This window comes from Rhodococcus sp. NPDC060176, assembly GCF_042728675.1.
Classification (GTDB): Bacteria; Actinomycetota; Actinomycetes; order Mycobacteriales; family Mycobacteriaceae; genus Rhodococcus_F.
Map to the genome: position 1 here is coordinate 131,797 of NZ_JBHWYS010000004.1, position 21,509 is coordinate 153,305.

A 21,509-nucleotide genomic window follows, 5' to 3' on the forward strand; every position below is an offset into this window, starting at 1 on the left:
TTCAGGCGAGGATACGCGCCTTCTGGATCTCGAACTCGGCCTCGGTCAACACTCCCGCATTCTTGAGTTCGCCCAGCTTAGTGAGCTGTTCGAGCTTTAAGTCCATCGATGCTGACGGAGCTGCCTGCGGCGGCAGGGGTGGTAGATCGGGAATCGGTGGCACCGGCTGGGCGTGTGCTGCGCGGGCCTGATCTTCGGCCGCCCAACGCGTGCGCTGACGGCGCTGAACATTGCCGTGAATGGAGCTTGCGACGGCTACCCGGCCGGCTCGCCTCAAGAAACTCATGCGTCCTTCTCCGTATTGTCGAGTGCAACAGCAAGTTCGTCCAAGGTCAGGTGACCTTCGGTGACAATCTTTGCGCCGCTGCGGGTCCAGGCGTCGATCACCGGCAGTATCGCCAGTTCCTCGTAAACGAGCACGGCGGCAACACTTCCGGCGGCCAACTCGTCACCAACGGCGGCGATGTCGCCGGCGTCGAGCAGTCCGGAGGCGGCGCCGTCGAACTGCGCCAGATCGAAATCTGCGAGTTCGAAGGTCGACGCCGGTACGACGGATACCGATCCGTCGGCGGCTTTGGTGACGAACTCGAGGTCGAGGATGCGGATCACGCCGGTGTCGACGAGAGTGAGCAGCTGCTCGAATCCTGCCGAAGTCGTTGCACCGCCTGGAAACTCGACGGCTACGTATTCGATCGGGCCGAACTGGTCTTGGTTGGACATCGGTTACTTCTTGCCCTTCGTGAGTTTCGGTTCTTCCAGAGCAGGTACTTCGTTGGGCATGCGGCCGGCGGGAATGATGGCGAGCAGGGAGAGTCCGGCGAGGACGAGTAGCGAGGTCCGCAGCGCACGCAGGCGTGCTTCGGTGTTGATCCGGATGGCTTCGTCGATCTGTGCCTGTGTTGCCGAGGTGTTTTCGAGCGTCACGACGAGTTGATCGTTGGGGACGAAGTTGACCTGATCGAGGTTGATCCCGGACTCGACCTTGAGTGACGCCGGGATGGTGGGGTTGTCGATCAGCTGCGAGCTGACGAGGGAACCGAGTATTCCGACGGCGAACACGCTGGCCACCGCGATGCCGACGCTGCCGGACATGTTGTGTACCAGTCCTCGCCAGGCGCCGACGTCACCGGCGAGTTCCTTGGGAGCTGCGGTGAGGAGGGTGTTGAACACCAATGCGACGATGGCGCCCTGTCCGAGGCCGAGTGTGATCAGGCCGATGACGACAAAGATCTGATGCCAATCGCCGCGGATGGTGAAGGCCAACAGAATGAGTCCGGCGGCCACGACGACAAACCCGGTTCGTGCGATCAGACGCGGGGAGTACGTCTTGTAGAGACGTGCGACGACGGTGCTCGCGATGAAGATCGAGAGTGTGTACGGGATGATCGAGAACGACGTCTGCAAGCTGCTGCGGCCCTGGATGATCTGCATGTACAGCGGGATGAGGAAGTTGGCCGCGGTTCCGACGAACATCATCGTGGCCATGCAGATCGTGGTGGCGCGCTCGGCGCCGGTCTTGAGAACGTCTAGGTTGAAGAGCTGAGGCTTGTTCTGAGCCTTGCGGTTTCGCGTCCACTGGAAGAAGCCCTGCGCGCAGATGGCGCCGAGGACGATCAGGATGGCCGCGGGTGAAACACCGATGACCGAGAACGGCGCAGCGTCGGTGGCGAGGATGACGCCCCACGAGTTGAGGCCGCTGAAACCGAAGCTGAGCAGGATGACGGCAACGGCAGCAATGGCGGCGCCGGCCCAGTCGATGGTGATGTCCTTTTGCGGGGGAACAGGTTTGACCCGGAAGCTCAGGATCAGGTTGACCACAGCGAGAGCCACGACGAGGGCGAACGAGTAGCGCCACCCGATCGTCGTCGCGAAGGAACCGGCGATCAGCAGCGCCAGCACACCGGCTGCGGGGATTGCTGCTGCCAGGTAACCGATGGCCTTTGCCTGCTGATCGCCGCTGAAGTTGGTGGCGATGAAGACCGTCAACGCGGGAGCAATGAGAGCGATCACAGCGCCGGACGCAGCTTGCGCCACGAACAGCATGGCCGGGCTCTGACTCAGGGCGACCGCGGCCATCGCGAGGCCGTGAATCGCGACGGCAATCTGGAAGACCAAACGCGTTCCGTAGCGGGCGCCGATCTTGGCTCCCAGCAGAATGAAGGCCGCCATGGCGAAGGTGCCCGCGGTGATCGCGGTGCCGACACTTGTTGCGGGCGTGTCGAGATCGGTGGTGATGCCGGCCATCGAGACGGTCAGAGCATTGACGGCGAACGACGCTTGAATCTGGGTGAGGACCACCACGATGAGTGGTAGCCAGGAGGCGGTGCTCACGGCGGCCGTTGTGGCGGCCGCGCCAGGCTTTACGGACATGATGGGTCACGCCTTCCTCGACACTGCGTGTACTCGCGACGTGCCCGGATCAGCCACGCACGGTTACATTAGCCGGAATTGTGCTGAATGGTCGCCTGCGGGCGGTTGGTTTCTTCGCGGTAGACCACCATCTCCCGTTGCAGGGCGCGTCGGAAGCGTGGTTGGTCGGCCAGCAGTACCGCCAGGACGGTCAGCAACAGCCAGGTCGCCGCCGCGCTCGCGAGGAGCAAGAGGACCGGAATCCACGGCCCGCCCATCTGCTCGAGCAGCGTCGTCTTGGCCCAGACTCGCCAGTAGAGCATCAGATTGACGATCAGTCCGACACCGTACGAGATGACGAAGGACAGCAGGAACTGCTTCCACGTGCCGTCGTGGCGCCGTGCCGTCATCGGTTCGGCCCGCAGCGGCAGGCTCACCGACATCACGTTGGCGACTCCCAACCAGAGCAGGATCATGGTCAGCACCTGGCCGCAGGCCTTGACCAGATCTGTACTGCTTCCGGATCGCCACGCGAGGATGACGCTGAGCAGGAACCCGGCGCTGCCGACGAGGAGCAGCATCACCGCGTTCTTGGCGACGAGCACGTGCCAGAGCCTCGTTCCACCGGACAGCGCAGCGCGCACGCGGCCGGCGTCGAAGCTGAGCGCATTGGTGCACACGACGCTTCCGACCACACCCGAGAGTGCATACAGCGCAAGGTAAGGCAGTCGATCTTCCTTGGCGTCCCACTGGAAGAGGCGAATGAATGCCAGGTACGCCAAGCCCATTCCGAGGCTCAGCCCCAGCCGAAAAGCGATCGACCGAGGCTTACCACTCACGACGTGCCGTGCTTCCTCACGGATCCGGGAGCCAAGATCCTGCACATGCCGGACGACGGGGTTGCCCGAATTCAGCGGGACGTAACCACGGATCGCAGCGGCGACGGTATCCGTGTCACCGGCGTCGAGAGCGGCGACGCGTGCTTCGAGAACCGCAAGGTGGGCGGCGCGCAAGGCTATCCGTGCGGTGGTCACCGCGGCGACGGCGTCGGCCTCGGCCTGCGCGGCGGTGCTGATGCCGGCGTCGGCGGGCAGTGGCGGCTGCAATGTCGTGATCAGTTCGAGTTGGCGAGCCATGTGCGGTGACGGCGACAACCCGCTGTAAAACGGTCGGCTCAGCGCTGATCGTTCGTCGTCGAGCGAATCACGGACGGACGCGGCAGCCTTGCGGACGGCTGCCGGGTTGTGCCAGCGCACCGACCTGGCGTCACGCTCGGCGGCGACGGCCCGGGAGGCAACCTCGGTCAGATCCTCCACCGCTGTCACTTTTACTCCACTCGGTTTAGGTTGGTTCATGGCCACCAACTCGGAAAAGGAAGATCTCCAGCGGTACTTGCAGGCAGCGCGCGACGCGCTCGTGTGGAAGCTCGACGGGCTGTCGGAGTATGACATTCGGCGTCCGATGACCCGGACAGGGACAAACCTGCTGGGTCTGGTCAAACACATGATCGGCGTCGAGCTCGGGTATTTCGGCCCGACGTTCGGCCGCCGGGTTCCCGATCTGCCCGCGTGGTTGCGTTCGGAGGAACTCAACGTCGACATGTGGGCCCGCGCCGACGAGTCCAGTGTCGATATCGTCGAAACCTACCGCCGGACGTGGGCTTTCGCCGACGCCACGATCGAAGAGCACGATCTGGATGCACCTGGTTTCGTCAAGCACTGGCCGGAGGACCGTCGTGACGTCACGCTGCACCGGATTCTCGTTCACGTTGTCACCGAGATCCATCGGCACGCCGGCCACGCGGACATCGTGCGGGAGCTGATCGACGGCGCCGCTGGGATGAAGGCGGGCGACAACAACCTGGCTCCCGGTGATCAGGCGTGGTGGGCCGAGTACAACGACCGTCTGGAGACGGCGGCACGCGAGGCCCACCACGCCTGAACTATTCGAATACCGCTGCCGCGCCGATCACCACGACAACGATCACGAAGTTGATCAGTAGCAGTGGCCAGACGAAGCGCAGGAACTTGTCGTAGCCCACCTTCGCCATGGCCAGCCCGCCGACGACGACGACGTTGGTCGGGGCGACCATCAGCATCAGGCCGTGGCCCATTTGGAAGGCGGTGATGACGAGTGCTCGGCTGACTCCGGCGAAGTCGCCCAGCGGTGCGAGCAGCGGCATCGCCAGGGTGGCGTGACCGGAACTGGACGGGATCAGGAACGCCAGCGGGATGTTGACGAGCATCACCAGGATCGCGAAGACCCCCGCCGAAGCACCGCTGACCAACTGCTCCATCGCATTGAGGATGGTGTCGAGGGTTTCGGTGTTCGTCATGATCACCGAGACACCGCGAGCGAGCAGGATGACGATCGCCGGGCCGACCATGTCGCCGGCTCCACGCGTGATCAGGGAGACGATCTTCTTCTCACCCATCTTCGCGACCACGCCGACGAGAACGGCGGCGAGGATGAACAGCATCGCCAATTGCGGGAACCACCAGTTCAACTCGAACCAGTAAGGCTCGGTGGTGGTGACGTGGTACGCGTCGTACTCGGCCGGCCCGGTCGTGGCGCCGAAGATGCTCGACCACGGGATGACGGAGAAGATCATCAATCCGAATGTGAGCCCGGTGATGAGCAGCACCAGCTTCTGAGTTCCGGTGAGCTTGCCGTCGATGTCCACCGGCTCGGCCGGTTCTTCGTCTTCGTCGTCCTCGATGTCGAAACCGACGAGCGACTTCGTGGGGTCCTTCTTCACCTTCGCGGCGTAGCGGAGAACGAATACCACTGCTACCGCGGTCAATACGATCCACAGGATCACTCGCAACACGATGCCGTCACCGATGGAGACGCCTGCCTCACCGGAGGCGACGCCGATCGAGAACGGGTTGACCGTCGACGCCATGTTTCCGACCAGAGCGCCGAGGATGATCATCGTCGCCGCGACCATGCGGTCGTAACCCAGTGCCGTCATCAGCGGGATGAGCAGGGCGTAGAAGCCGAACGTCTCGACCGAGAAGCCCATCGTCGAACCGAGCAGCGAGAACAGCACCATGATGACAGTGATGAGCAACCAGCCCTTGTCGCTGAGCTTGGTAGCCAGCTGGGAGACAGCGGTTTCCAGGCTGCGGGTGGCAAAGCTGACCGAGATGAACGCACCGAGCGCCATGATGAAGAGGACAACGCCGACCGAACCGAAGAGCCGTCCGATGTTGTCGGTGTCGACGAACCCGGTGATCGAATCCTGTACGCCGTACAGGCCGTTCACGGGGGAGAGGATCAGTTGCTGGATTCGTTCCCAGAACGAGAGCGGAGACGTGACTGTTTCGAAGCTGCCGGGAACGGGTGAGCCGTCCACGTCGACGCCGAAGCGTCCGGCCGGAATGAACAGTGCCGCAAACCAGACCAGAATGGTGACGATCGCGAGCATCGTGACCGCACCGGGAAACTCGAACTTCTTCTTGGCCGGCGTTTGCGCGGATCCCGTATCGGTCTCGGTGCTCATTTCTTCCCCTCGAAGGTGTCGGCGTACTCCTGGAAGAACAGTGCTTTGGCGACGACGGCCTTCTCGAGCTCGTCGAGCAGTACACGTTCGTTGGGGCCGTGGATGTTCGCGTAACCGTCGGTGGCGCCGAACAACAGCTTCTCGGCGGTGGGCACTGCTGTATCCAGAGCCATCACGAGGGGGATCGAGCCGCCGCCTGCCATCAGCCCGGCCGGCTCACCCCACGACTGCGAGAGTGCCGACAGCGCTGCGTCGAAGGCCGGTCCACTTTCGGCTGCCGCGAATCCGTCGCCGGTTTCTCCCGCGGTGACGGTCAGTTGCAACCCGAAGGGGCGCAGGGCTTCCAGATGCCGTATCAGGGCAGCTTGTGCCTCCACCGCCGGCTGACGCGGATGCACGCGCAGATTGATCACGGCGCGGGCTGTGCTGGCAACGGCGTTGACCGCACCGTCCACCGGGGGAGCGTCTATACCGGTCACGGTGATTGCCGGGCCCGACCAGATGCGTTCGCCGATGCCGCCGGTTCCGAGCAGGGGGAGTCCGTCGCGGATCTCGGCGAGGGTGCGGAACTCTTCCTCGGTGTACGAACTACCGGTCCACGGTTCGCGTAGGAGGCCGTCGACTGCCACGTCCCCGTTGTCGTCGTGCAGCGACGCCAGTGCGCGGATGATCGCGAGGCGGGCGTCCGGTGCAGCGCCGCCGTAGAGGCCGTTGTGCTTGTCGGCGCCGAGAGTGGTGAGTTCGACGATCACCTGGGCGGATCCGCGCAGTGCGACGGTCAGAGTCGGTGATCCGGGGCGAACGCTGCCGACGTCGGCGATGACCATTGCGTCGGCCGCGAACAATTCGGGGGCTTCCGGCGGATAGTTGTCGAAGGGGCTGCCGAATTCTTCCTGGCCCTCGATGACGAGCTTGACCGTCACCGGCGGCTTTCCGTCGAAGACTCGAAGTGCACCGATCATGCCGATGACATTTGCCTTCGAATCTGCCGTACCGCGGCCGTAAATCGCGCCGTCACGCTTGGTCGGTTCGAAAGGCGGAGAATCCCAGAGTTCGACGTCGTCGGCGGGAACGACGTCGTAATGCGAATACATCAATACCGTCGGGGATCCGGCGGGGCCGGGAACTGTCGCAATGATGACGGGCGCGGTTTTACCTGGTATTTCGAGTTTCTCTATCTTCGTGACTCCGGATTTTTCCAGTAGAGAAACGATCAGAACGTGAGCCTCGAAGAGGGGTTCGCTGGGGAAACCCTCGGTCGCTATCGACGGGATGCGAACAAGTTCGACTAGTTCCGACTCCAGAGTCGGCATCAAACCGGCAACTGTTTCCTTGATCGTGGAATAGGAGGGTGACGCGGATTCTTCCGGCACGGAACTGACTCCTTCTGGAAAAGGCGAAAAGCATTAGAGGCAGAGTCTTACACCCGATATATGGGCTGTGAAAGGGCAACCCGAACAAAAAGCCGAAGTCGGTCGCCGGGGATGCGATTCTTGACATTGACGTCAACGTCAACACACACTGTGACGGTGACCACCAGCGAAACGCAGGAGCGAGCGCGGACAGCCCGCAAGCTCGGGGACGGTCCACGCCGTGCCGGCTTGCTCGACACCGCAGCGCTCTGTTTCGGCGAACTCGGATACGACGCGGTGACGGTCGAGACGATCACGACCAGGGCCGATGTGTCCCGGGCGACCTTCTACGCGTACTTCTCGTCCAAGGACGAGGTCTTCCGCGCCGTCGCCGAAATGATGTGTCGAAGGTTTCTCGACGCTCAGCACATGGAGGGGCCAGCGGCCGAGGATCTACGCGAAGTTCTCAGAACGACCACATCGGCGTTCATCACGGCCGTGTACACCTATGGGGACCTACTCGCGGTCATCGAGCATCGGGCGCGGGTGGATTCCGAGGTCGAGCGCAGTTGGTCGGCGGTCCGCGAAAAGCTCGTGAGCCGATACGTGCGCTTCGTCGAACGTATTCGACAGGTTCACGACGTGGATCCCTGCGTTTCGCCTCCGGTGCTCGTGCAGATGATCTCGGACGCGCAATTGGCCGGTGGAGCACGATTGAGCAAAGCGAGTGCTGACGAGCAGAACCAGTTCATCGCAGATATGACGACGATGTCCGAGCGGTTGATCGGGTTCGAAGAGTCGAAATAGATTTCTTTTACGAATGGAGTGATCGGTGGCAGAACAAGACGTGCTCGAAGCGGCTCTGGCGGAAATCTCCGCGCTGCAACAAGCGCATTGGCCCGCCGGCATTCCCCGTGCCGTCGAGTATCCGCTCGAAGGCGGGGGGCTTGTCGACTACTTGCGGCATTGGGCGGTAGAGCGGCCGGATACTCCCGCAATCGTCTTCTACGGCCGGGTCATCACGTATTCCGAATACGACGAGCTTTCGGATCGTTTTGCCGGATGGCTGCTTTCGCTCGGCGTCGAACGCGGCGATCGCGTCGGCGTTCACCTGGTCAATTGCCCGCAGTTCCATATCGCGATGCTCGGCATTCTGAAGGTCGGCGCGGTTCACGTGCCGATCAATCCGCTCTTCCGTGAACACGAATTGATTCACGAACTCAACGATGCGGGCGTCACGGTTCTTCTGACGCAGAACACTTTTTCGAAGTTGGTGAAGAAGGTTCGCTCCCAGACTCCGCTCGAACACGTCGCGAAGACCGCAGTGTCGGACATGCTGACCGCGATCCCGACCGTCGAACTGCCCTTCGAGGTGGACGATCCGCGCCTGAGCGACTGGCAATCGATCATCACCAGTGAGCGGGCGACTCCGGTTGCCACCGATCTCGATTCCCTTGCTGCTCTGAACTACACGGGCGGAACGACGGGAATGCCCAAGGGCTGTGAGCACACTCAGCGCCACATGGTCTACACCGCGGCCACGGCGACGCTTGCCGGCGGTGACCAGGTGGGCGCCAATCCGCCGGTGTCCCTGGTGTTTCTGCCGATCTTCTGGATCGCGGGTGAGGACTTCGGCATCCTGGTTCCGCTCGTCAACGGCGGAACCGTTGTCTTGCTGAATCGTTGGGATGCGGAAACCACGCTCGATGCGGTCGAGACGTACGGCGTGACCTCACTGGTCGGAACCGTCGACAATTACGTCGAACTGATGGACACACCAGGATTCGCAGAGCGAAATCTCTCGACACTCCAGAACGCCATGGCAGTCTCGTTTGTCCTCAAACTCGATCCGGCCACACGCCAGCGGTGGCGCGAGGCCACCGGCGGTGTTCTGCGCGAAGCGAGCTACGGCATGACCGAAACCCATACCGCGGACACGATCACCCTCGGCTTCCAGGACGGTGACTACGACCTGAAAAGCGAGCCGGTGTTCTGCGGAATACCGGTGCCCGGCACCGACGTTCTGATCGTCGATCACGACGGCAGGCCGGTTCCCGTCGGCGAGCACGGACAGATCATCGTGCGCAGTCCGTCGATCCTTTCTGCGTACTACCGCAACGACGCTGCGACGGCCGACGCCATCCGTGACGGCTGGTTGCAGACCGGCGACGTCGGAAAGTTCAGTGAGCGTGGTGGTTTGCACTACCTGGCGCGGAACAAGGAAATGATCAAGACCAACGGCATGAGCGTCTTCCCGTCCGAGGTGGAAGCGCTGCTGATGCTGCATCCCGCGATCGAAAAGGCTGCGGTGGTGCCGAAACCGGACCAGGACAAGGGGCAGGTGGCTTTTGCGTTTGTCCAGCTGGTCGAGGGCTCGGTAGCCACGGCCGACGAGATCGTCTCGTGGGCGAAGGAGAACATGGCCACGTACAAGGTGCCCGAAGTGGAAGTGCTCGAGGCGCTTCCGATGACTGCGACAGGAAAGGTGCGCAAGGGCGAGCTGTTTGAGCGCACTCAGGGGGACAAGTGAGACTGCTGATTGCGAACCGCGGCGAAATTGCGCTGCGGATCATTCGAACTGCCCGTGAACTCGGCATCGAGACGGTGTCGGTCTACGCCGAGGACGACGCGTCCAGTCCGCACGTCGCGGCGGCCACGGAGTCGGTGCCGCTCGGAGCTTCGGGCGCTTCCGCCTATCTCGATCAGGGCGGCTTGCTGAAGATCGCGGCCGAAACGGGCGCCACACACGTGCACCCCGGCTACGGATTCCTCAGTGAAAACGCTGAATTCGCGCAGGCGTGCGCCGACGCGGGCATGGTCTTCGTCGGCCCGGACGCCCAGGTTCTCCGGACTTTCGGCGACAAGGCCAGTGCCCGCACCGCGGCTGTCGACTCAGGAGTGCCGGTCCTGCCGTCGACATCGGCGAACGCCGCCCTCGACGAGGTGCGCGAATTCTTCGAGCGCAACCCCCGCGGCATCATGATCAAGGCGCTCAGTGGCGGCGGTGGCCGCGGCATGCGCGCGGTCCGTGACCCGAAAGCGCTCGACGACGCGTACCGTGTGTGTGCGGCCGAAGCCCAGTCGGGATTCGGCAGTTCGGCACTGTTCGCCGAGGTACTCAGTGAGCACGCTCGGCACATCGAAGTGCAGATCGTGGCGGCACCGGGGCAAGGCGGAACCCATGCGCTCGCTCTGGGTGACCGCGATTGCAGCGTCCAACGTCGGCATCAGAAGTTGATCGAGGTAGCGCCCGCGCAGGGGCTGTCGGGGGCCCTGCGCGAGCGTCTGCACGCCGCGGCCGCGAGGCTGTGCACCGAGGTCGGCTACCGCGGAATCGCGACGGTCGAGTTCCTCGTCGAGGAACGCGGCTTCGTCTTCCTCGAAGTCAACCCCCGAATTCAGGTGGAGCACACGGTAACCGAGGAGGTCACCGGGCTAGATCTCGTCGCCGTGCAGCTCGCGATCGCGGACGGAGTTCCGTTCGAAAACCTGGACCTACCAACCGGAATCACCGCTCTCGAGAAGGACTCGGAGACAGTCGGATCCGTGGCAGTCGCATCGGGAATCGCGATCCAGGCCCGCGTCAACATGGAAACCATGACGCCGGACGGCAATGCGTTGCCGTCGTCGGGCACGCTCGACACCTTCACTCCTCCGAGCGGGCCCGGTGTGCGAGTGGACACCTTCGGCGCGGTCGGGCTCTCGCCGAGTGCCCGTTACGATTCCCTGCTGGCGAAGGTGATCACCCACACGCGTCGATCGGATTTCCCTGCCGCGGTGCGCAAGTCGATTGCTGCTTTGAGTGAGTTCGCCATCGACGGCGTAGCGACCAACATCGATTTCCTGCAGGCAATTCTGTCCGACAAGGACTTCCGTGACGGCTTGGTCGACGTCGACTGGTTGGCTTCGCGGTTGACGGACCTCGTTCCCGAAGCCGGCCCAGAAACGCCCTCCTCGGCTGTGGACGTGGCGCCGGACGAGGATGTGGTCCGTGCGCAGATGGCGGGCATCGTCGTCGAACTCGCCGTCGTCGGTGACGGCGTCCATGCGGGTGGCCAGGTTGCCGTCCTCGAGGCGATGAAGATGCAGCATGTTCTCTCGGCGCCCGGTGATCTCGAGGTGGTCCGGGTCCTGTCGTCACCGGGGAGGTCGGTGGGTGCGGGCGAACCGTTGCTCGTCGTCCGTAGTGCAAGCGCGGGATCGAAGCTCGCAGAGGTCGACGAGGTGGACCTCGACGTCGTCCGTCCCGATCTCGCGGAGATCATCGCTCGCCACGAGGTGACCCTGGACGCGGCCCGGCCCGCAGCCGTGGCGAAGCGTCACAAGCTGGGACGCCGGACTGCTCGCGAGAACGTCTACGACCTGGTCGACGACGACAGTCTGGTCGAGTACGGCGCTCTCGCGCTGGCGGCGCAGCGCAGTCGACGCAGCGAGGAAGACCTGATCGCCAACACTCCGGCTGACGGTTTGATCGGCGGAGTGGCGACCATCAGCGGCGGCGAGAGCGTCGTGATCTCGTACGACTACTCGGTGCTCGCCGGTACCCAGGGCATGCGTAATCACGCCAAGACCGACCGCCTGCTCGAGATCGCCGACCGCAAGCGAGTTCCGGTGGTGCTGTTCGCGGAAGGCGGCGGCGGTCGCCCGGGTGACACCGATGCGGGCGCCGGGGCGGGCCTCGAACTGGGAACCTTCCGCGCCATGGCGGCGCTGAGCGGACGGGTGCCCATGGTCGCCGTCGTGTCCGGTCGTTGTTTCGCGGGCAACGCGGCCCTGGCCGGCGCGTGCGACGTCCTGATCGCGACACCGGACGCCAATATCGGCATGGGTGGTCCTGCCATGGTCGAGGGCGGCGGGCTCGGAAACTTCCGCCCCGAGGACATCGGCCCCATCGACGTGCAGCGCCGTAACGGCGTCGTACACCTGGTCGCTGACGACGACGCTCATGCGGTGGCCCTGGCCAAGCAGTACCTCGGGTACTTCCAGGGTGCGAGCGGAGAGTGGACGGCTCCGGATCCGCGGCTCTCGCGGCATGTGGTGCCGGAGAATCGCCTGCGCTCGTACGACGTTCGTGGAGCGATCGACGCAATCGCGGACGTCGACAGCGTCCTGGAACTGCGTCGAGACTACGGACGCGGTGTAGTCACCGCACTCGTTCGTGTCGAAGGAGTTCCGTACGGTGTGCTGGCGAACAGCAGCGAGCATCTCGGCGGCGCGATCGACGCGGAAGCGTCGGACAAGGCTTCGGATTTCCTGGAACTCCTCGAAGCGCACCGCATCCCGCTGGTGACCCTGTGCGACACACCGGGTTTCATGGTGGGCCCGGATTCGGAGGAGGAGGCGACGGTCCGAAGGTTCGGCAGGTTCTTCGTTGCCGGTGCTCGCCTCACTGTGCCGTTCGGAACGATCATCCTGCGCAAGGGTTACGGGTTGGGCGCCATGGCGATGGCCGGTGGTTCCTTCCATGCCCCCGAGTTCACGGTGGCGTGGCCGACCGGAGAGATCGGGCCGATGGGTCTGGAAGGCGCCGTGCGCCTCGGTTTCCGCAAGGAACTCGAGTCCGTCGAAGATCCGGTGGCTCGGGAAACACTGTTCGGTCAGTTCGTGGAACTGGCTTACGCACAGGGCAAGGCACTGATGGCGGCGACCACGTTCGAATTGGACGACGTCATCGATCCGGCCGATACCCGCGGATGGATCAGACAGCTCGGCAGAAACAGTTGAGATCCTGCTGATTCGAGCTGTTGCCGCACGTGGGCAGGGCAACTAGCCTTGCCCACGTGTCGGCTGCGCGAGATAACGTCCTGATCATTCATTGGCACGACCTGGGGCGACACCTCGCGAGTTACGGTGTCGCCGGGGTCAACAGCCCCCATCTCGACCGTCTGGCGGCCGAAGGCATCCGGTTCACCGACGCGCACGCGACGGCGCCGCTGTGCTCGCCTTCCCGCGGTTCGCTCTTCTCGGGCAGGTATCCGCACAACAACGGTCTGATCGGGTTGGCGCACCACGGCTGGGAGTACCACGCGGAGGTGCAGACGCTCCCGCAGATCCTCTCCGACAACGGTTGGTACACCTCGCTGTTCGGGATGCAGCACGAGACTGCGTATCCGAAGCGACTGGGCTATCACGAATACGACGTCACCAACTCGTTCTGCGACTACGTGGTTCCGCGTGCCCAGAACTGGCTACGACGCTTCCCGCCCGAGCCGTTCCTACTCACCACGGGATTCTTCGAAACGCATCGGCCGTACCCGGCGGATCGCTACACCCCGGCGGACACCGCAGCGCTCGAGGTTCCCGGATACCTTCCCGACGTGCCGCAGGTGCGCGAGGATCTGGCCGAGTTCCACGGCAGCGTAGAGGTGGCCGACGCCGCGGTGGGTGATCTGCTCGCGACCCTCGAGGAAGAGGGGCTCGACGAGAACACGTGGGTCTTCTTCCTCACCGATCACGGCGCGGCGTTTCCTCGCGCCAAGTCGACGCTCTACGCCCCGGGTACCGGTATTGCCTTGATCGCTCGGCCTCCCGCGCGGTATCGCAGTGGCGGAAAGGAATACGAGACACTGTTCAGCGGTGTGGACCTTGTTCCGACCATTCTCGATCTCCTCGGTATCGACGTGCCCACCGAGGTGGAAGGACGCTCGCACGCCGATGCCCTCGTCGACCGCGGAACTGAACCGTCCGAGCCCGTTCGTACTTCCCTGTTCACGGAGAAGACCTTTCACGACAGCTTCGATCCCATTCGCGCCGTGCGAACCAAGGACTACAGCTACATCGAGAACTATGCCGTCCGCCCGGCTCTGGATCTACCGCTGGACATCGAGGACAGTCTTTCCGGAAAAGCCCTGGGCACCGAGCATCTGGCGGTACGTGCGCCTCGGGAGCTGTACGACCTTCGTGCCGACCCCGACGAGAAGGTCAATTTGATCGATCGACCGGAAGTCTCGGCGGTACAGGCGGAATTGTCTTCGCAGCTTCACAACTGGCGCGCCGAAACCGACGATCGTCTCCCGGACGAGGCATTGGGTAGCGCGATGGCCGTGCACCGCATGGCGGCGTATCTCGAGAAGATCGGTGTCCGGCCCAACGTGCGGTCCGCCTACAGCGCGGACCGCGGCTATCTCGAGTCGGACACCGAAAACCTCTAGGTTTGAGCGGTCTCTCGCTCCTCCAACAATGCGATGACCCGCTGGACCAGTTCACTGATGTCAGCGCCGGTCGTGTCGAAAGCCAGGTCCGGAGCTTCCGGGGTTTCGTACGGTGCGTCGATTCCGGTGAGTCCCTTCAGTTCACCGGCCCGCGCACGTGCATACAAGCCTTTGGGATCTCGACGTTCGCATTCTTCGACGGGAGTCGTGACGGCAACTTCCAGGAAGGTGAGTCCGGCAGCTTCGTTGAGAGCACGCGCAATTGCTCGATCCGAACGCAGTGGCGAGACCATCGACGCGATGGCCACCACGCCGGCGTCGGCGAACAGTCGCGTGAGATGCCCGACGCGACGGATGTTCTCAGCCCGGTCTCCCGGTGAGAACCCGAGATCGTCGGAGATGCCGTGGCGCACGTTGTCGCCGTCCAGAAGATACGCGGTGCGCCCGGCCTCGACCAGCGCACGTTCGACAGCCACGGCGACGGTGGACTTTCCCGAGGCAGGTAGGCCGGTCAGCCAGATCGTGGCGCCCTTCTGTGTAGTCGACGCCCACCGTCGTTGGCGCTCGAGTGAGGACGGGTGCCATTTGATGTCACTGCGGGTCTGCTCGCCGGGAACAACGACGCGGGGTTCGAGAATGGTGCCGGCGCCGACGGTGTCGTTGCTCTGCTCGTCGATCAGAATGAACGCACCAGAGTCCCGATTGTGGTCGTAGGTATCGGCGACGACCACGGAACTGGTTCGGAGCGTGACCGTTCCGATGTCGTTGAGCCCCAGCTCCACCGGGCTGTCCTGCTCGTCGAGTGTCTCGGGGTCGAGTCGGGTGTGCAGCTCTTGAACCGTCGCTCGCACGGTCCGGGACGTGTGTTTGAGTGCTATGCGGTCACCGGCGCGCAACGGGGCGTTGGACAACCAGCAGATCGTGGCGTCCAGTTCTCGGGCCAGCACGGGCAAATGAGCCTGCGCGCCGCCACTGACCAGAACATCGCCACGTCCGACGTCGATGTCGTCGGCCAGTTCCACCGAAACCGACAGTGGTGCAACGGCAGTAATGCGGTTGTCGTCGAGAGTGTCCAATCCGATCACGGTGCTCTTCGATCCGGACGGCAGAACCACCACTTCGTCTCCGACGCTCAGAGTGCCTGCCGAAATTCTGCCGGTGTATCGGCGACGGTTCTGCGGATCGGGACGCGAAACCCACTGCACGGGAAGCCGAAGCTCCTCGGTGCGAGTCGCAGGCGCATGGAGTTCGACGCCTTCGAGGTACTCGAGGAGCGTCGGTCCGTCGTACCACGCGGTGTTCTCCGAACGGGTCACGACATTGTCGCCGGCTTTCGCGGAAACCGGGATGGCGAGTACGTCCTCGCGTCCGACTTGCCGCGCCAAGGCCCGCAGTTCTTCCTGTACCTGAGCGAATCGAGCTTCGTCGAAGTCCACCAGATCGATCTTGTTCACCACTGCCACAAGGTTCGGAACACCGAGCAGCGCAGCGATTCTGGCGTGCCGACGCGTTTGACGGAGCACTCCGGTTCTCGCGTCGACCAACAGGACGGCAACGTGTGCGTTGGATGCGCCGGTGAACATGTTGCGCGTGTAGCGCTCGTGTCCCGGAGTATCGGCGAGTACGTAACTCCGTGTGGGAGTGGAGAAGAATCGGTAGGCAACGTCGATCGTGATTCCTTGTTCACGCTCGGCGCGCAGTCCGTCGGAGAGTGCGGCCAGATCAGCGACACCATCCTCGTCGGTCACGGAATCGAGGTGATCGGTGGGCAGGCTGCCGGTGTCGTGCAACAGTCGGCCGATCAGGGTGCTCTTGCCGTCGTCGACGCTACCCGCCGTTGCCAGTCGCAGGAGTTGGCGAGTGATGGTGGTGGTCATCAGAAGTAGCCCTCACGCTTTCGGTCTTCCATCGCGGCGACCGAGGTTCGGTCGTCTGCGCGAGTCTCGCCTCGTTCGGAAACCGTCGCGGCCGAGATCTCGGTGACGACGTCGTCGATGGTGGTGGCGTGCGATCGAACGGCGCCGGTAATGGTCAGATCGCCGACGGTTCGGTATCGCACCCACTCGGTCGTTGCCGCGGCGTTCTCGGTGTCGGTGCTGAATTCCGAAGCAGCGAGGAGCATTCCGTCGCGCTCGAATACCCGCCGTTCGTGCGCGAAATAGATGGACGGCAGTTCCAGTTCCTCCTGGGCTATGTAGCGCCAGATGTCGAGTTCTGTCCAGTTGCTCAGCGGGAAGACACGAACGGACTCTCCGCGTCTGATCCGACCGTTGTAGAGCGACCACGGTTCGGCCCGTTGCGCCCGAGGATCCCACTGGCCGAACTCGTCACGGAAGCTGAGGACACGTTCCTTGGCTCGCGCGCGTTCCTCGTCCCGGCGGGCGCCGCCGAATGCGGCGTCGAATCGCCCGCCTTCGAGAGCGTCGAGCAGAGTTCTGGTCTGCAGGCGGTTTCGCGATCCGCTGGACTCGGTCGACTCCTGCACTCGACCCTGGTCGATCGAATCCTGAACGGAAGCAACCAGAAGTGTGTGCCCGCCCTCCTTGATTCGGCGGTCGCGAAATTCGATGACTTCCTGGAAATTGTGGCCGGTGTCGACGTGCAGGACCGGGAAAGGGAGTGGGGAGGGTCGAAACGCCTTCTCGGCGAGTCGAAGCAGGACTATCGAGTCCTTGCCGGCCGAGAAGAGCAGTACCGGTCTTTCGAGTTCTGCCACCACCTCTCGAATGATGTGAACCGCTTCGGATTCGAGAACTCGGAGTTCGTCGACGACATCGGTGACGGTGCTCATGTGACGGGGTATCCGTTCTGTTCGGCGTCGATGCGATAACGCTGCACCCATTCGCGGGATCGTCCGTCGCTCTGACGACGCAGCGGCGGTGGCGGGGCCAGTTGTCCGTCGAGGCCGAGGGAGATGAGGGTTTTTGCGACCACGGACTGCGGGTCTTCGGTGAGATCGCGGAACCCGATCTCGATGGGGGAGATGTCCTCCTCGTCGAACCAGCGCTTCCACTGGCGTTCCTGCTCACCGAGAATCGTCACCAGGTGTGCGATTCCGAGCGCGTTGTACTGCGCACCGTCCGAGAGATTCGGTGGGGTCGCGTCGTCGCGCCAGACCTGTGTCTGCACGGCGCGCCACATCGACACAGCTTGAGCGACGACATCTTCTCGATAGACGTGGATGAACTGCAGGTCGTGATCGAGGGTGTCGTGGAGTGCGGAACGTAGGTCCGTCCCACTGCGCCAGGGCAATCCGGCCGCGCGATCGAGTAGGAGCGGCGTCTGGTTCCACATCAGCTTGCCACCCCAGACTCCGTTGGGGGTTCGGCCGAGTTCGAGAAGTTGTGTGCGCCACTGTTCGGAGGTGCGAGTGTCCGGCGTGCCCGGGTGGAACGGGGCGAGCAGACCCAGGACGGACTCGTCCGTCACGTCCTCGAACCACTGCCTCGGTTGCGGCGATCGCGAGGTCTCGGGGAGGTACTGGAAGAACTCTTCCGGCTCACCCGCGACCCCGGTCGCTCGCAGGGATTCGACCAGCAAAGTACTGCCGCTGCGCTGCGAAGCGCAGACGAGAAACGAGCGTTGGGCCTCCGTCATGCGAGCAACGCTAAGGGTGGCCGGAAACCGCCGCAAGCTGGGAAAATAAACTCACGTAGAGGTTAAATCTCGACGTGAAACGTTAAATGTGCGGGTCACGAAATGTCGCGCTGAGGCACGTCTTACGCAGTTGTCGCAAGGGCCGCGGCAAGCCCGAAAGCGATGGCCATGAAGACAACTTCACCGACGGCGCGGCGAAGGGATCCGTCCGCACTGATGCGGTGTGCGGCACTTGCGACCACCCACGTCCGGCGCCACCACCAACCCAGTGCGACGAGCAGGGCGATCGCCACGATCTTGGCGAGGATCACCCGGCCGTAAGCGGTGTCGTAGAAGGCGGAGAGCGAGTCGAGTCGCACGACGGCGTTGACGATACCGGTGACGACCAACGCGAGGACGCATCGCCAGGCGAGGGCGGAGTACTTGGGCAACCAGATCGCCCAGGCACCGCGCGACGGTACGGCAAGCGCGAGTGCGGCGAGCACGCCGAACCACAAGGCCGCAGCGAGGACGTGAACGGCGTCGAGGATCGATCCGAAGCTCTGCTGCGCCATGTGCCCGGTGATCGGGCGGGCAGCGAGGGCCAACGCGGAGACGACCAGTGCCGGTGCGACGGGAACGGTCTCGGGATTGGTGAATCCGTAGACGCCGTAGCAGACGACGGCAAACGCGCACGCGATGATCGCGACGCCGACGCGGCCGACGTTGACCTCGGAGACGAATGCGCCGAAGTGCCCGATGGTCAGCGAGGTGACCGGGGCGCCGTCGGCCGCTGCGGCATTGAGCACGAGGAGCGTGATCTCGGCAACGAGCCAGACCGCCGCCGCGGCGGTGAGCTGGGTCCACATGACAGCGGGCTTCGTTGCCGGGCGGCGTTCACCGCGACCCATCCAGGCGAGAGTCGCGATACCGAGCGTCAACGAGCCGCATCCGATTGCGAGGACGCGGACAGTGCTCGACGATTCGGGTCCCGACGGACTGGCGAGACCCCAGGCGATCAGGACTCCCAGCAGAGCTGTGGGTACGGCAACCAGCAACCACCACCTGTTTGCCGTACCCGTCACGCGATCAGCTCGACTTCGGCTTACGGAGCACGAAGAACAGCGCACCGCCGAATACGACGACGCCGGCGACGATGAAGATCCACACCGGCATGCTGCCGGACTCCGACTCACCCGTGCTCGACGCGGCTGCAGCGCCGGGAGTTCCCGACCCTGCCTCGGTGAGGGTGAAGGTCAGGGTTCCGTTGACGGGGTGACCGTCAGCGGAGGTGACGCGGTACGCGATGGTGTAGACGCCGGTCGGTCCGAGATCGCCGAGGTCTGCACTGACAGTGGGACCTTCGACGGACGGATCGCTCTTGGTCCAGAGGTTGCCGTCCGGGCCGGTGACGGTCAGTGCCGCGAACTGCGCCTGCAGGGCCTCGTTGAACGTGACCGAAACCTTGTCAGGCGCAGCTTGAACGGACGCGCCGTTTTCCGGGTTGGAGCCGACCACCGCGGAGTGTGCACTGGCAGTGCCCATTCCGAGCATCGTGGCCAGCATCGCGAGCATGCCGACGGCGATGACCTTGATCCGGGTACTCATCAGCGCTTGCTCCTGACCAGTGCGCCGAGACCGAGTGCAGCGCCCAACGCGCCGAGCACCAGGCCGACGCCGCCGAGCCAACGGGCGGTGTTGTCCGACGAAGAAGATTCGGATGCGGCGGAAGTCTCGGCAGTGTTATCGGCAGAGGGGGCTCCGTGGGCATCACCGGTGGATGCGGCGAGAGTCAGCGTCGGCGCGGGCTTGTCCGGCTCACTGCCGTCGGCCAGCTCTTCCTGATCCCAGTTGACGACGTTCCCGTCGCTGTACGTCTGGACGGCCTTGAACTCGACCTCTTCCTGCTCCGGCAGCGGGCCTGCCGAAAGAACGAACTGCTGGAACTGGCCGGGCGCGATTCCGACGCCGGGGTCGGCGGTCCAGGTCACGGACTTGGCGACCAACGTGGTGGGGTCCTTCTCCACGACGGCGGTCCAGCCGGGCAACGGTTCGGTACGTGCCGACTTGAGGTCGGGGAGCGCCACCGTCAGCTTGGTGGTCGAAGCGGTGTCGGATTCGGTGGGCACGCGGAACGTGAGAACGGAGTATCCGCCCTGCGTAGCTCCTGGTGCGACGACGCTGACGTGTGCTGAAGCAATTCCGGCGGCCAGCAGCACGGCGCTGCCGGTAGCAACGGTCGTGACAACCGCACGCGAAATCAGGGTGTTCTTCATGTCGGGAAGTGTCCTCTTGGTCTGGTGAAGGGGTGGGGAGTTCTACGAATCTTCAGACCAGGGCAGGAGGACCGCGCCGCGAGATGCTGGCGCGCAGTAGAGCGTCGACGGGTCCGTGGTGGATTCCGGTCGAGACGGTGTGGCCGCGGGAAGTGACGGCGGCGGGCGCCAGGGACGCCAGGACGACGTGAAGAGCGTGGGTGACAACCCGGTAGAGGCGCTCGGCGGCCAGGACCGCCACCGCACAGGCGACGGTGGCACCGGCGTGAGCACCGAGCATCACCAATCCCGGAGCGGGCGAATGAGCGTGCTCGGAGAGCGTCATGGTGGTGTGCGCGGCAAGCTGACCCAGGCCGAGAGCCACGATCAGTGCAGCGGGCCCCCGAGAGAGGGCTGGAAGGGTGGCCGTCACAGCGCCGACGGTTGCGCAGACCGCGAGCAGCAGGGTCAGCGACGACGACTGTGGCAGCTCGCCTCCACCGATTCCGTGCGCAGCGACAGCGAGAGCAGCCGAAGCGGAACCGACAGCTGTCCCCCGGAGGGTCGCGGTCTGCTCGGCTGCTCTCACTGGCTTACTCAGGTCTAGCGCACGCCGAGACGTGCGAGCAGATCTGCTTCGACGCCGTCGAGTTCGGAAGAAATTGCCTGATGAGCTGCCTTACGGCGAGCCTGCGGCATCTGCTCCGCAGCGCGAACTGCCGTGCTGAGGTCGCCGAGGCGCTCACGGATGGCGGCGGCAAAACGCTGCGTCTCCGCGTCGTCGGGCTTGCGGCTGAGGATCTCGGTGACCGAGCTCTCGGCACCGGCGATACGAGCGCTCAACTTCGCGCCGTGACCGGTGTAGTCACCGAGCTGGTCGACGGCGATGCCCATCTTCTGTGCGCGCGTGGTGTCGAGCTGGGCGCGCACTGCCGTGGCCGCGCGGTAGGCGATCGGCAGGAGAACGGGGGCAAGCAGACGTGCCACACCCAGGTACTTACGCACCTTGGCGACGGTCAGGCCCTGATTCGCAGCGGCCTTCTCCTGCGCCTTCAGGGTCGCGATCTGCGCCTTCTCGATCTTGTGCGCTGACTCGATCTCGGCTTTCTCCAGCTTCTTGAGCGACTTGGTCTCGACCTTGTCGCGCTTACGCTGGCTCTTGGCGTTGAGCTTCGCCTCGACCTCAGCCTTGTGCTTGAGAGCCTTTGCCTCCGCCTTGCGGGTGGCACGAGACTTTCGCTTCTTGAACAACCCCATCGAAAAGGACCCCGTTTCCAGGTGTTTGTGTGTTGCCAGGTACCTGCGCTTCGGCTTCAGCCTA

The 21,509-nt window shown here is 63.9% G+C and carries 19 protein-coding genes; 5 read left to right on the top strand and 14 right to left on the bottom strand.

The features are described from left to right. Position 1 precedes the first annotated feature (1 nt). The 4 genes from ACFWEM_RS20240 to ACFWEM_RS20255 form a co-directional block, all read right to left on the bottom strand. A complete protein-coding gene (locus ACFWEM_RS20240; RefSeq protein ID WP_378536385.1) occupies positions 2 to 286 on the bottom strand; it encodes an SHOCT domain-containing protein in 285 nt (94 codons plus the stop codon). Further along, positions 283 to 720 carry a DUF6325 family protein gene (locus ACFWEM_RS20245; RefSeq protein WP_378536387.1) on the bottom strand — a complete coding sequence of 146 codons (438 nt, stop codon included), beginning with the start codon at positions 718 to 720 and terminating at the stop codon, positions 283 to 285. The genes ACFWEM_RS20240 and ACFWEM_RS20245 overlap by 4 nt, the downstream gene beginning before the upstream one ends. Before the next feature lie 3 nt (positions 721 to 723). Continuing rightward, entirely contained in the window at positions 724 to 2,370 is a 1,647-nt protein-coding gene (locus tag ACFWEM_RS20250) for an MFS transporter (protein ID WP_378536389.1), read from the bottom strand. A 68-nt stretch (positions 2,371 to 2,438) separates the two neighbouring features. Further along, on the bottom strand, positions 2,439 to 3,674 hold the full coding sequence (locus tag ACFWEM_RS20255) for a hypothetical protein (protein WP_378536391.1): 1,236 nt from the start codon (positions 3,672 to 3,674) through the stop codon (positions 2,439 to 2,441). Positions 3,675 to 3,702: 28 nt separating this feature from the next. Here ACFWEM_RS20255 and ACFWEM_RS20260 point away from each other — a divergent pair, with 28 nt between their 5' ends. Continuing rightward, positions 3,703 to 4,290, top strand: coding sequence for a DinB family protein (locus ACFWEM_RS20260; protein ID WP_378445433.1), 588 nt, complete (start codon positions 3,703 to 3,705; stop codon positions 4,288 to 4,290). A gap of 1 nt (position 4,291) precedes the next feature. On the opposite strand, the gene ACFWEM_RS20265 is transcribed toward ACFWEM_RS20260, so the two are convergent. Next, positions 4,292 to 5,854: a YfcC family protein gene (locus ACFWEM_RS20265; RefSeq protein WP_378536393.1), complete on the bottom strand. Its 1,563-nt coding sequence runs from the start codon at positions 5,852 to 5,854 to the stop codon at positions 4,292 to 4,294. Then, positions 5,851 to 7,227 carry a M20/M25/M40 family metallo-hydrolase gene (locus ACFWEM_RS20270; RefSeq protein ID WP_378536395.1) on the bottom strand — a complete coding sequence of 459 codons (1,377 nt, stop codon included), beginning with the start codon at positions 7,225 to 7,227 and terminating at the stop codon, positions 5,851 to 5,853. The genes ACFWEM_RS20265 and ACFWEM_RS20270 overlap by 4 nt, the downstream gene beginning before the upstream one ends. A 150-nt stretch (positions 7,228 to 7,377) precedes the next feature. Between ACFWEM_RS20270 and ACFWEM_RS20275 the strand changes: the two genes are divergently transcribed. From ACFWEM_RS20275 to ACFWEM_RS20290, 4 genes are read left to right on the top strand one after another with little or no spacing between them, the layout of a single operon-like run. Further along, on the top strand, positions 7,378 to 8,013 hold the full coding sequence (locus ACFWEM_RS20275) for a TetR/AcrR family transcriptional regulator (protein WP_378536397.1): 636 nt from the start codon (positions 7,378 to 7,380) through the stop codon (positions 8,011 to 8,013). Positions 8,014 to 8,038: 25 nt separating this feature from the next. After that, positions 8,039 to 9,736: an AMP-binding protein gene (locus ACFWEM_RS20280; protein ID WP_378536399.1), complete on the top strand. Its 1,698-nt coding sequence runs from the start codon at positions 8,039 to 8,041 to the stop codon at positions 9,734 to 9,736. Further along, positions 9,733 to 12,930, top strand: coding sequence for a carboxyl transferase domain-containing protein (locus tag ACFWEM_RS20285; protein WP_378536401.1), 3,198 nt, complete (start codon positions 9,733 to 9,735; stop codon positions 12,928 to 12,930). Before ACFWEM_RS20280 ends, ACFWEM_RS20285 begins: the two co-directional genes overlap by 4 nt. Positions 12,931 to 12,986: 56 nt before the next feature. Next, complete coding sequence (locus tag ACFWEM_RS20290; protein ID WP_378536403.1) at positions 12,987 to 14,357, top strand: sulfatase; 1,371 nt, start codon at positions 12,987 to 12,989, stop codon at positions 14,355 to 14,357. Here ACFWEM_RS20290 and cysC read toward each other — a convergent pair. From cysC to ACFWEM_RS20330, 8 genes are all read right to left on the bottom strand, one after another. Further along, the gene (gene cysC / locus ACFWEM_RS20295; protein WP_378536405.1) at positions 14,354 to 16,234 is read right to left on the bottom strand and encodes an adenylyl-sulfate kinase; all 1,881 of its coding nucleotides are present in this window, start codon (positions 16,232 to 16,234) and stop codon (positions 14,354 to 14,356) included. The genes ACFWEM_RS20290 and cysC overlap by 4 nt on opposite strands. Continuing rightward, a complete protein-coding gene (cysD, locus tag ACFWEM_RS20300; protein WP_378536407.1) occupies positions 16,234 to 17,148 on the bottom strand; it encodes a sulfate adenylyltransferase subunit CysD in 915 nt (304 codons plus the stop codon). The genes cysC and cysD overlap by 1 nt, the downstream gene beginning before the upstream one ends. Continuing rightward, positions 17,145 to 17,954, bottom strand: a complete 810-nt coding sequence (locus ACFWEM_RS20305; protein WP_378536409.1) for a Stf0 family sulfotransferase — start codon at positions 17,952 to 17,954, stop codon at positions 17,145 to 17,147. Before ACFWEM_RS20305 ends, cysD begins: the two co-directional genes overlap by 4 nt. Positions 17,955 to 18,076: 122 nt before the next feature. Continuing rightward, the gene (locus ACFWEM_RS20310) at positions 18,077 to 19,018 is read right to left on the bottom strand and encodes a copper resistance D family protein (RefSeq protein ID WP_378536411.1); all 942 of its coding nucleotides are present in this window, start codon (positions 19,016 to 19,018) and stop codon (positions 18,077 to 18,079) included. Between the two features lie 4 nt (positions 19,019 to 19,022). Continuing rightward, positions 19,023 to 19,541 carry a copper resistance protein CopC gene (locus ACFWEM_RS20315; RefSeq protein ID WP_378536413.1) on the bottom strand — a complete coding sequence of 173 codons (519 nt, stop codon included), beginning with the start codon at positions 19,539 to 19,541 and terminating at the stop codon, positions 19,023 to 19,025. Then, positions 19,541 to 20,209 (bottom strand): YcnI family protein, encoded by a 669-nt coding sequence (locus ACFWEM_RS20320; protein ID WP_378536415.1) that lies wholly within the window; start codon positions 20,207 to 20,209, stop codon positions 19,541 to 19,543. The genes ACFWEM_RS20315 and ACFWEM_RS20320 overlap by 1 nt, the downstream gene beginning before the upstream one ends. Before the next feature lie 52 nt (positions 20,210 to 20,261). Then, positions 20,262 to 20,777 carry a hypothetical protein gene (locus ACFWEM_RS20325; protein WP_003944165.1) on the bottom strand — a complete coding sequence of 172 codons (516 nt, stop codon included), beginning with the start codon at positions 20,775 to 20,777 and terminating at the stop codon, positions 20,262 to 20,264. A 14-nt stretch (positions 20,778 to 20,791) separates the two neighbouring features. Next, the gene (locus tag ACFWEM_RS20330; RefSeq protein ID WP_378445457.1) at positions 20,792 to 21,445 is read right to left on the bottom strand and encodes a DUF6474 family protein; all 654 of its coding nucleotides are present in this window, start codon (positions 21,443 to 21,445) and stop codon (positions 20,792 to 20,794) included. Between the last annotated feature and the right edge of the window lie 64 nt (positions 21,446 to 21,509).

Bases quoted from the DNA above. Each gene is read 5' to 3' on its own strand.
- cysD (WP_378536407.1), bottom strand. From the start codon at position 17,148: ATGAGCACCGTCACCGATGTCGTCGACGAACTCCGAGTTCTCGAATCC.
- ACFWEM_RS20250 (WP_378536389.1), bottom strand. From the start codon at position 2,370: ATGTCCGTAAAGCCTGGCGCGGCCGCCACAACGGCCGCCGTGAGCACC.
- ACFWEM_RS20240 (WP_378536385.1), bottom strand. From the start codon at position 286: ATGAGTTTCTTGAGGCGAGCCGGCCGGGTAGCCGTCGCAAGCTCCATT.
- ACFWEM_RS20315 (WP_378536413.1), bottom strand. From the start codon at position 19,541: ATGAGTACCCGGATCAAGGTCATCGCCGTCGGCATGCTCGCGATGCTG.
- ACFWEM_RS20320 (WP_378536415.1), bottom strand. From the start codon at position 20,209: ATGAAGAACACCCTGATTTCGCGTGCGGTTGTCACGACCGTTGCTACC.
- cysC (WP_378536405.1), bottom strand. From the start codon at position 16,234: ATGACCACCACCATCACTCGCCAACTCCTGCGACTGGCAACGGCGGGT.
- ACFWEM_RS20245 (WP_378536387.1), bottom strand. From the start codon at position 720: ATGTCCAACCAAGACCAGTTCGGCCCGATCGAATACGTAGCCGTCGAG.
- ACFWEM_RS20330 (WP_378445457.1), bottom strand. From the start codon at position 21,445: ATGGGGTTGTTCAAGAAGCGAAAGTCTCGTGCCACCCGCAAGGCGGAG.
- ACFWEM_RS20260 (WP_378445433.1), top strand. From the start codon at position 3,703: ATGGCCACCAACTCGGAAAAGGAAGATCTCCAGCGGTACTTGCAGGCA.
- ACFWEM_RS20305 (WP_378536409.1), bottom strand. From the start codon at position 17,954: ATGACGGAGGCCCAACGCTCGTTTCTCGTCTGCGCTTCGCAGCGCAGC.
- ACFWEM_RS20265 (WP_378536393.1), bottom strand. From the start codon at position 5,854: ATGAGCACCGAGACCGATACGGGATCCGCGCAAACGCCGGCCAAGAAG.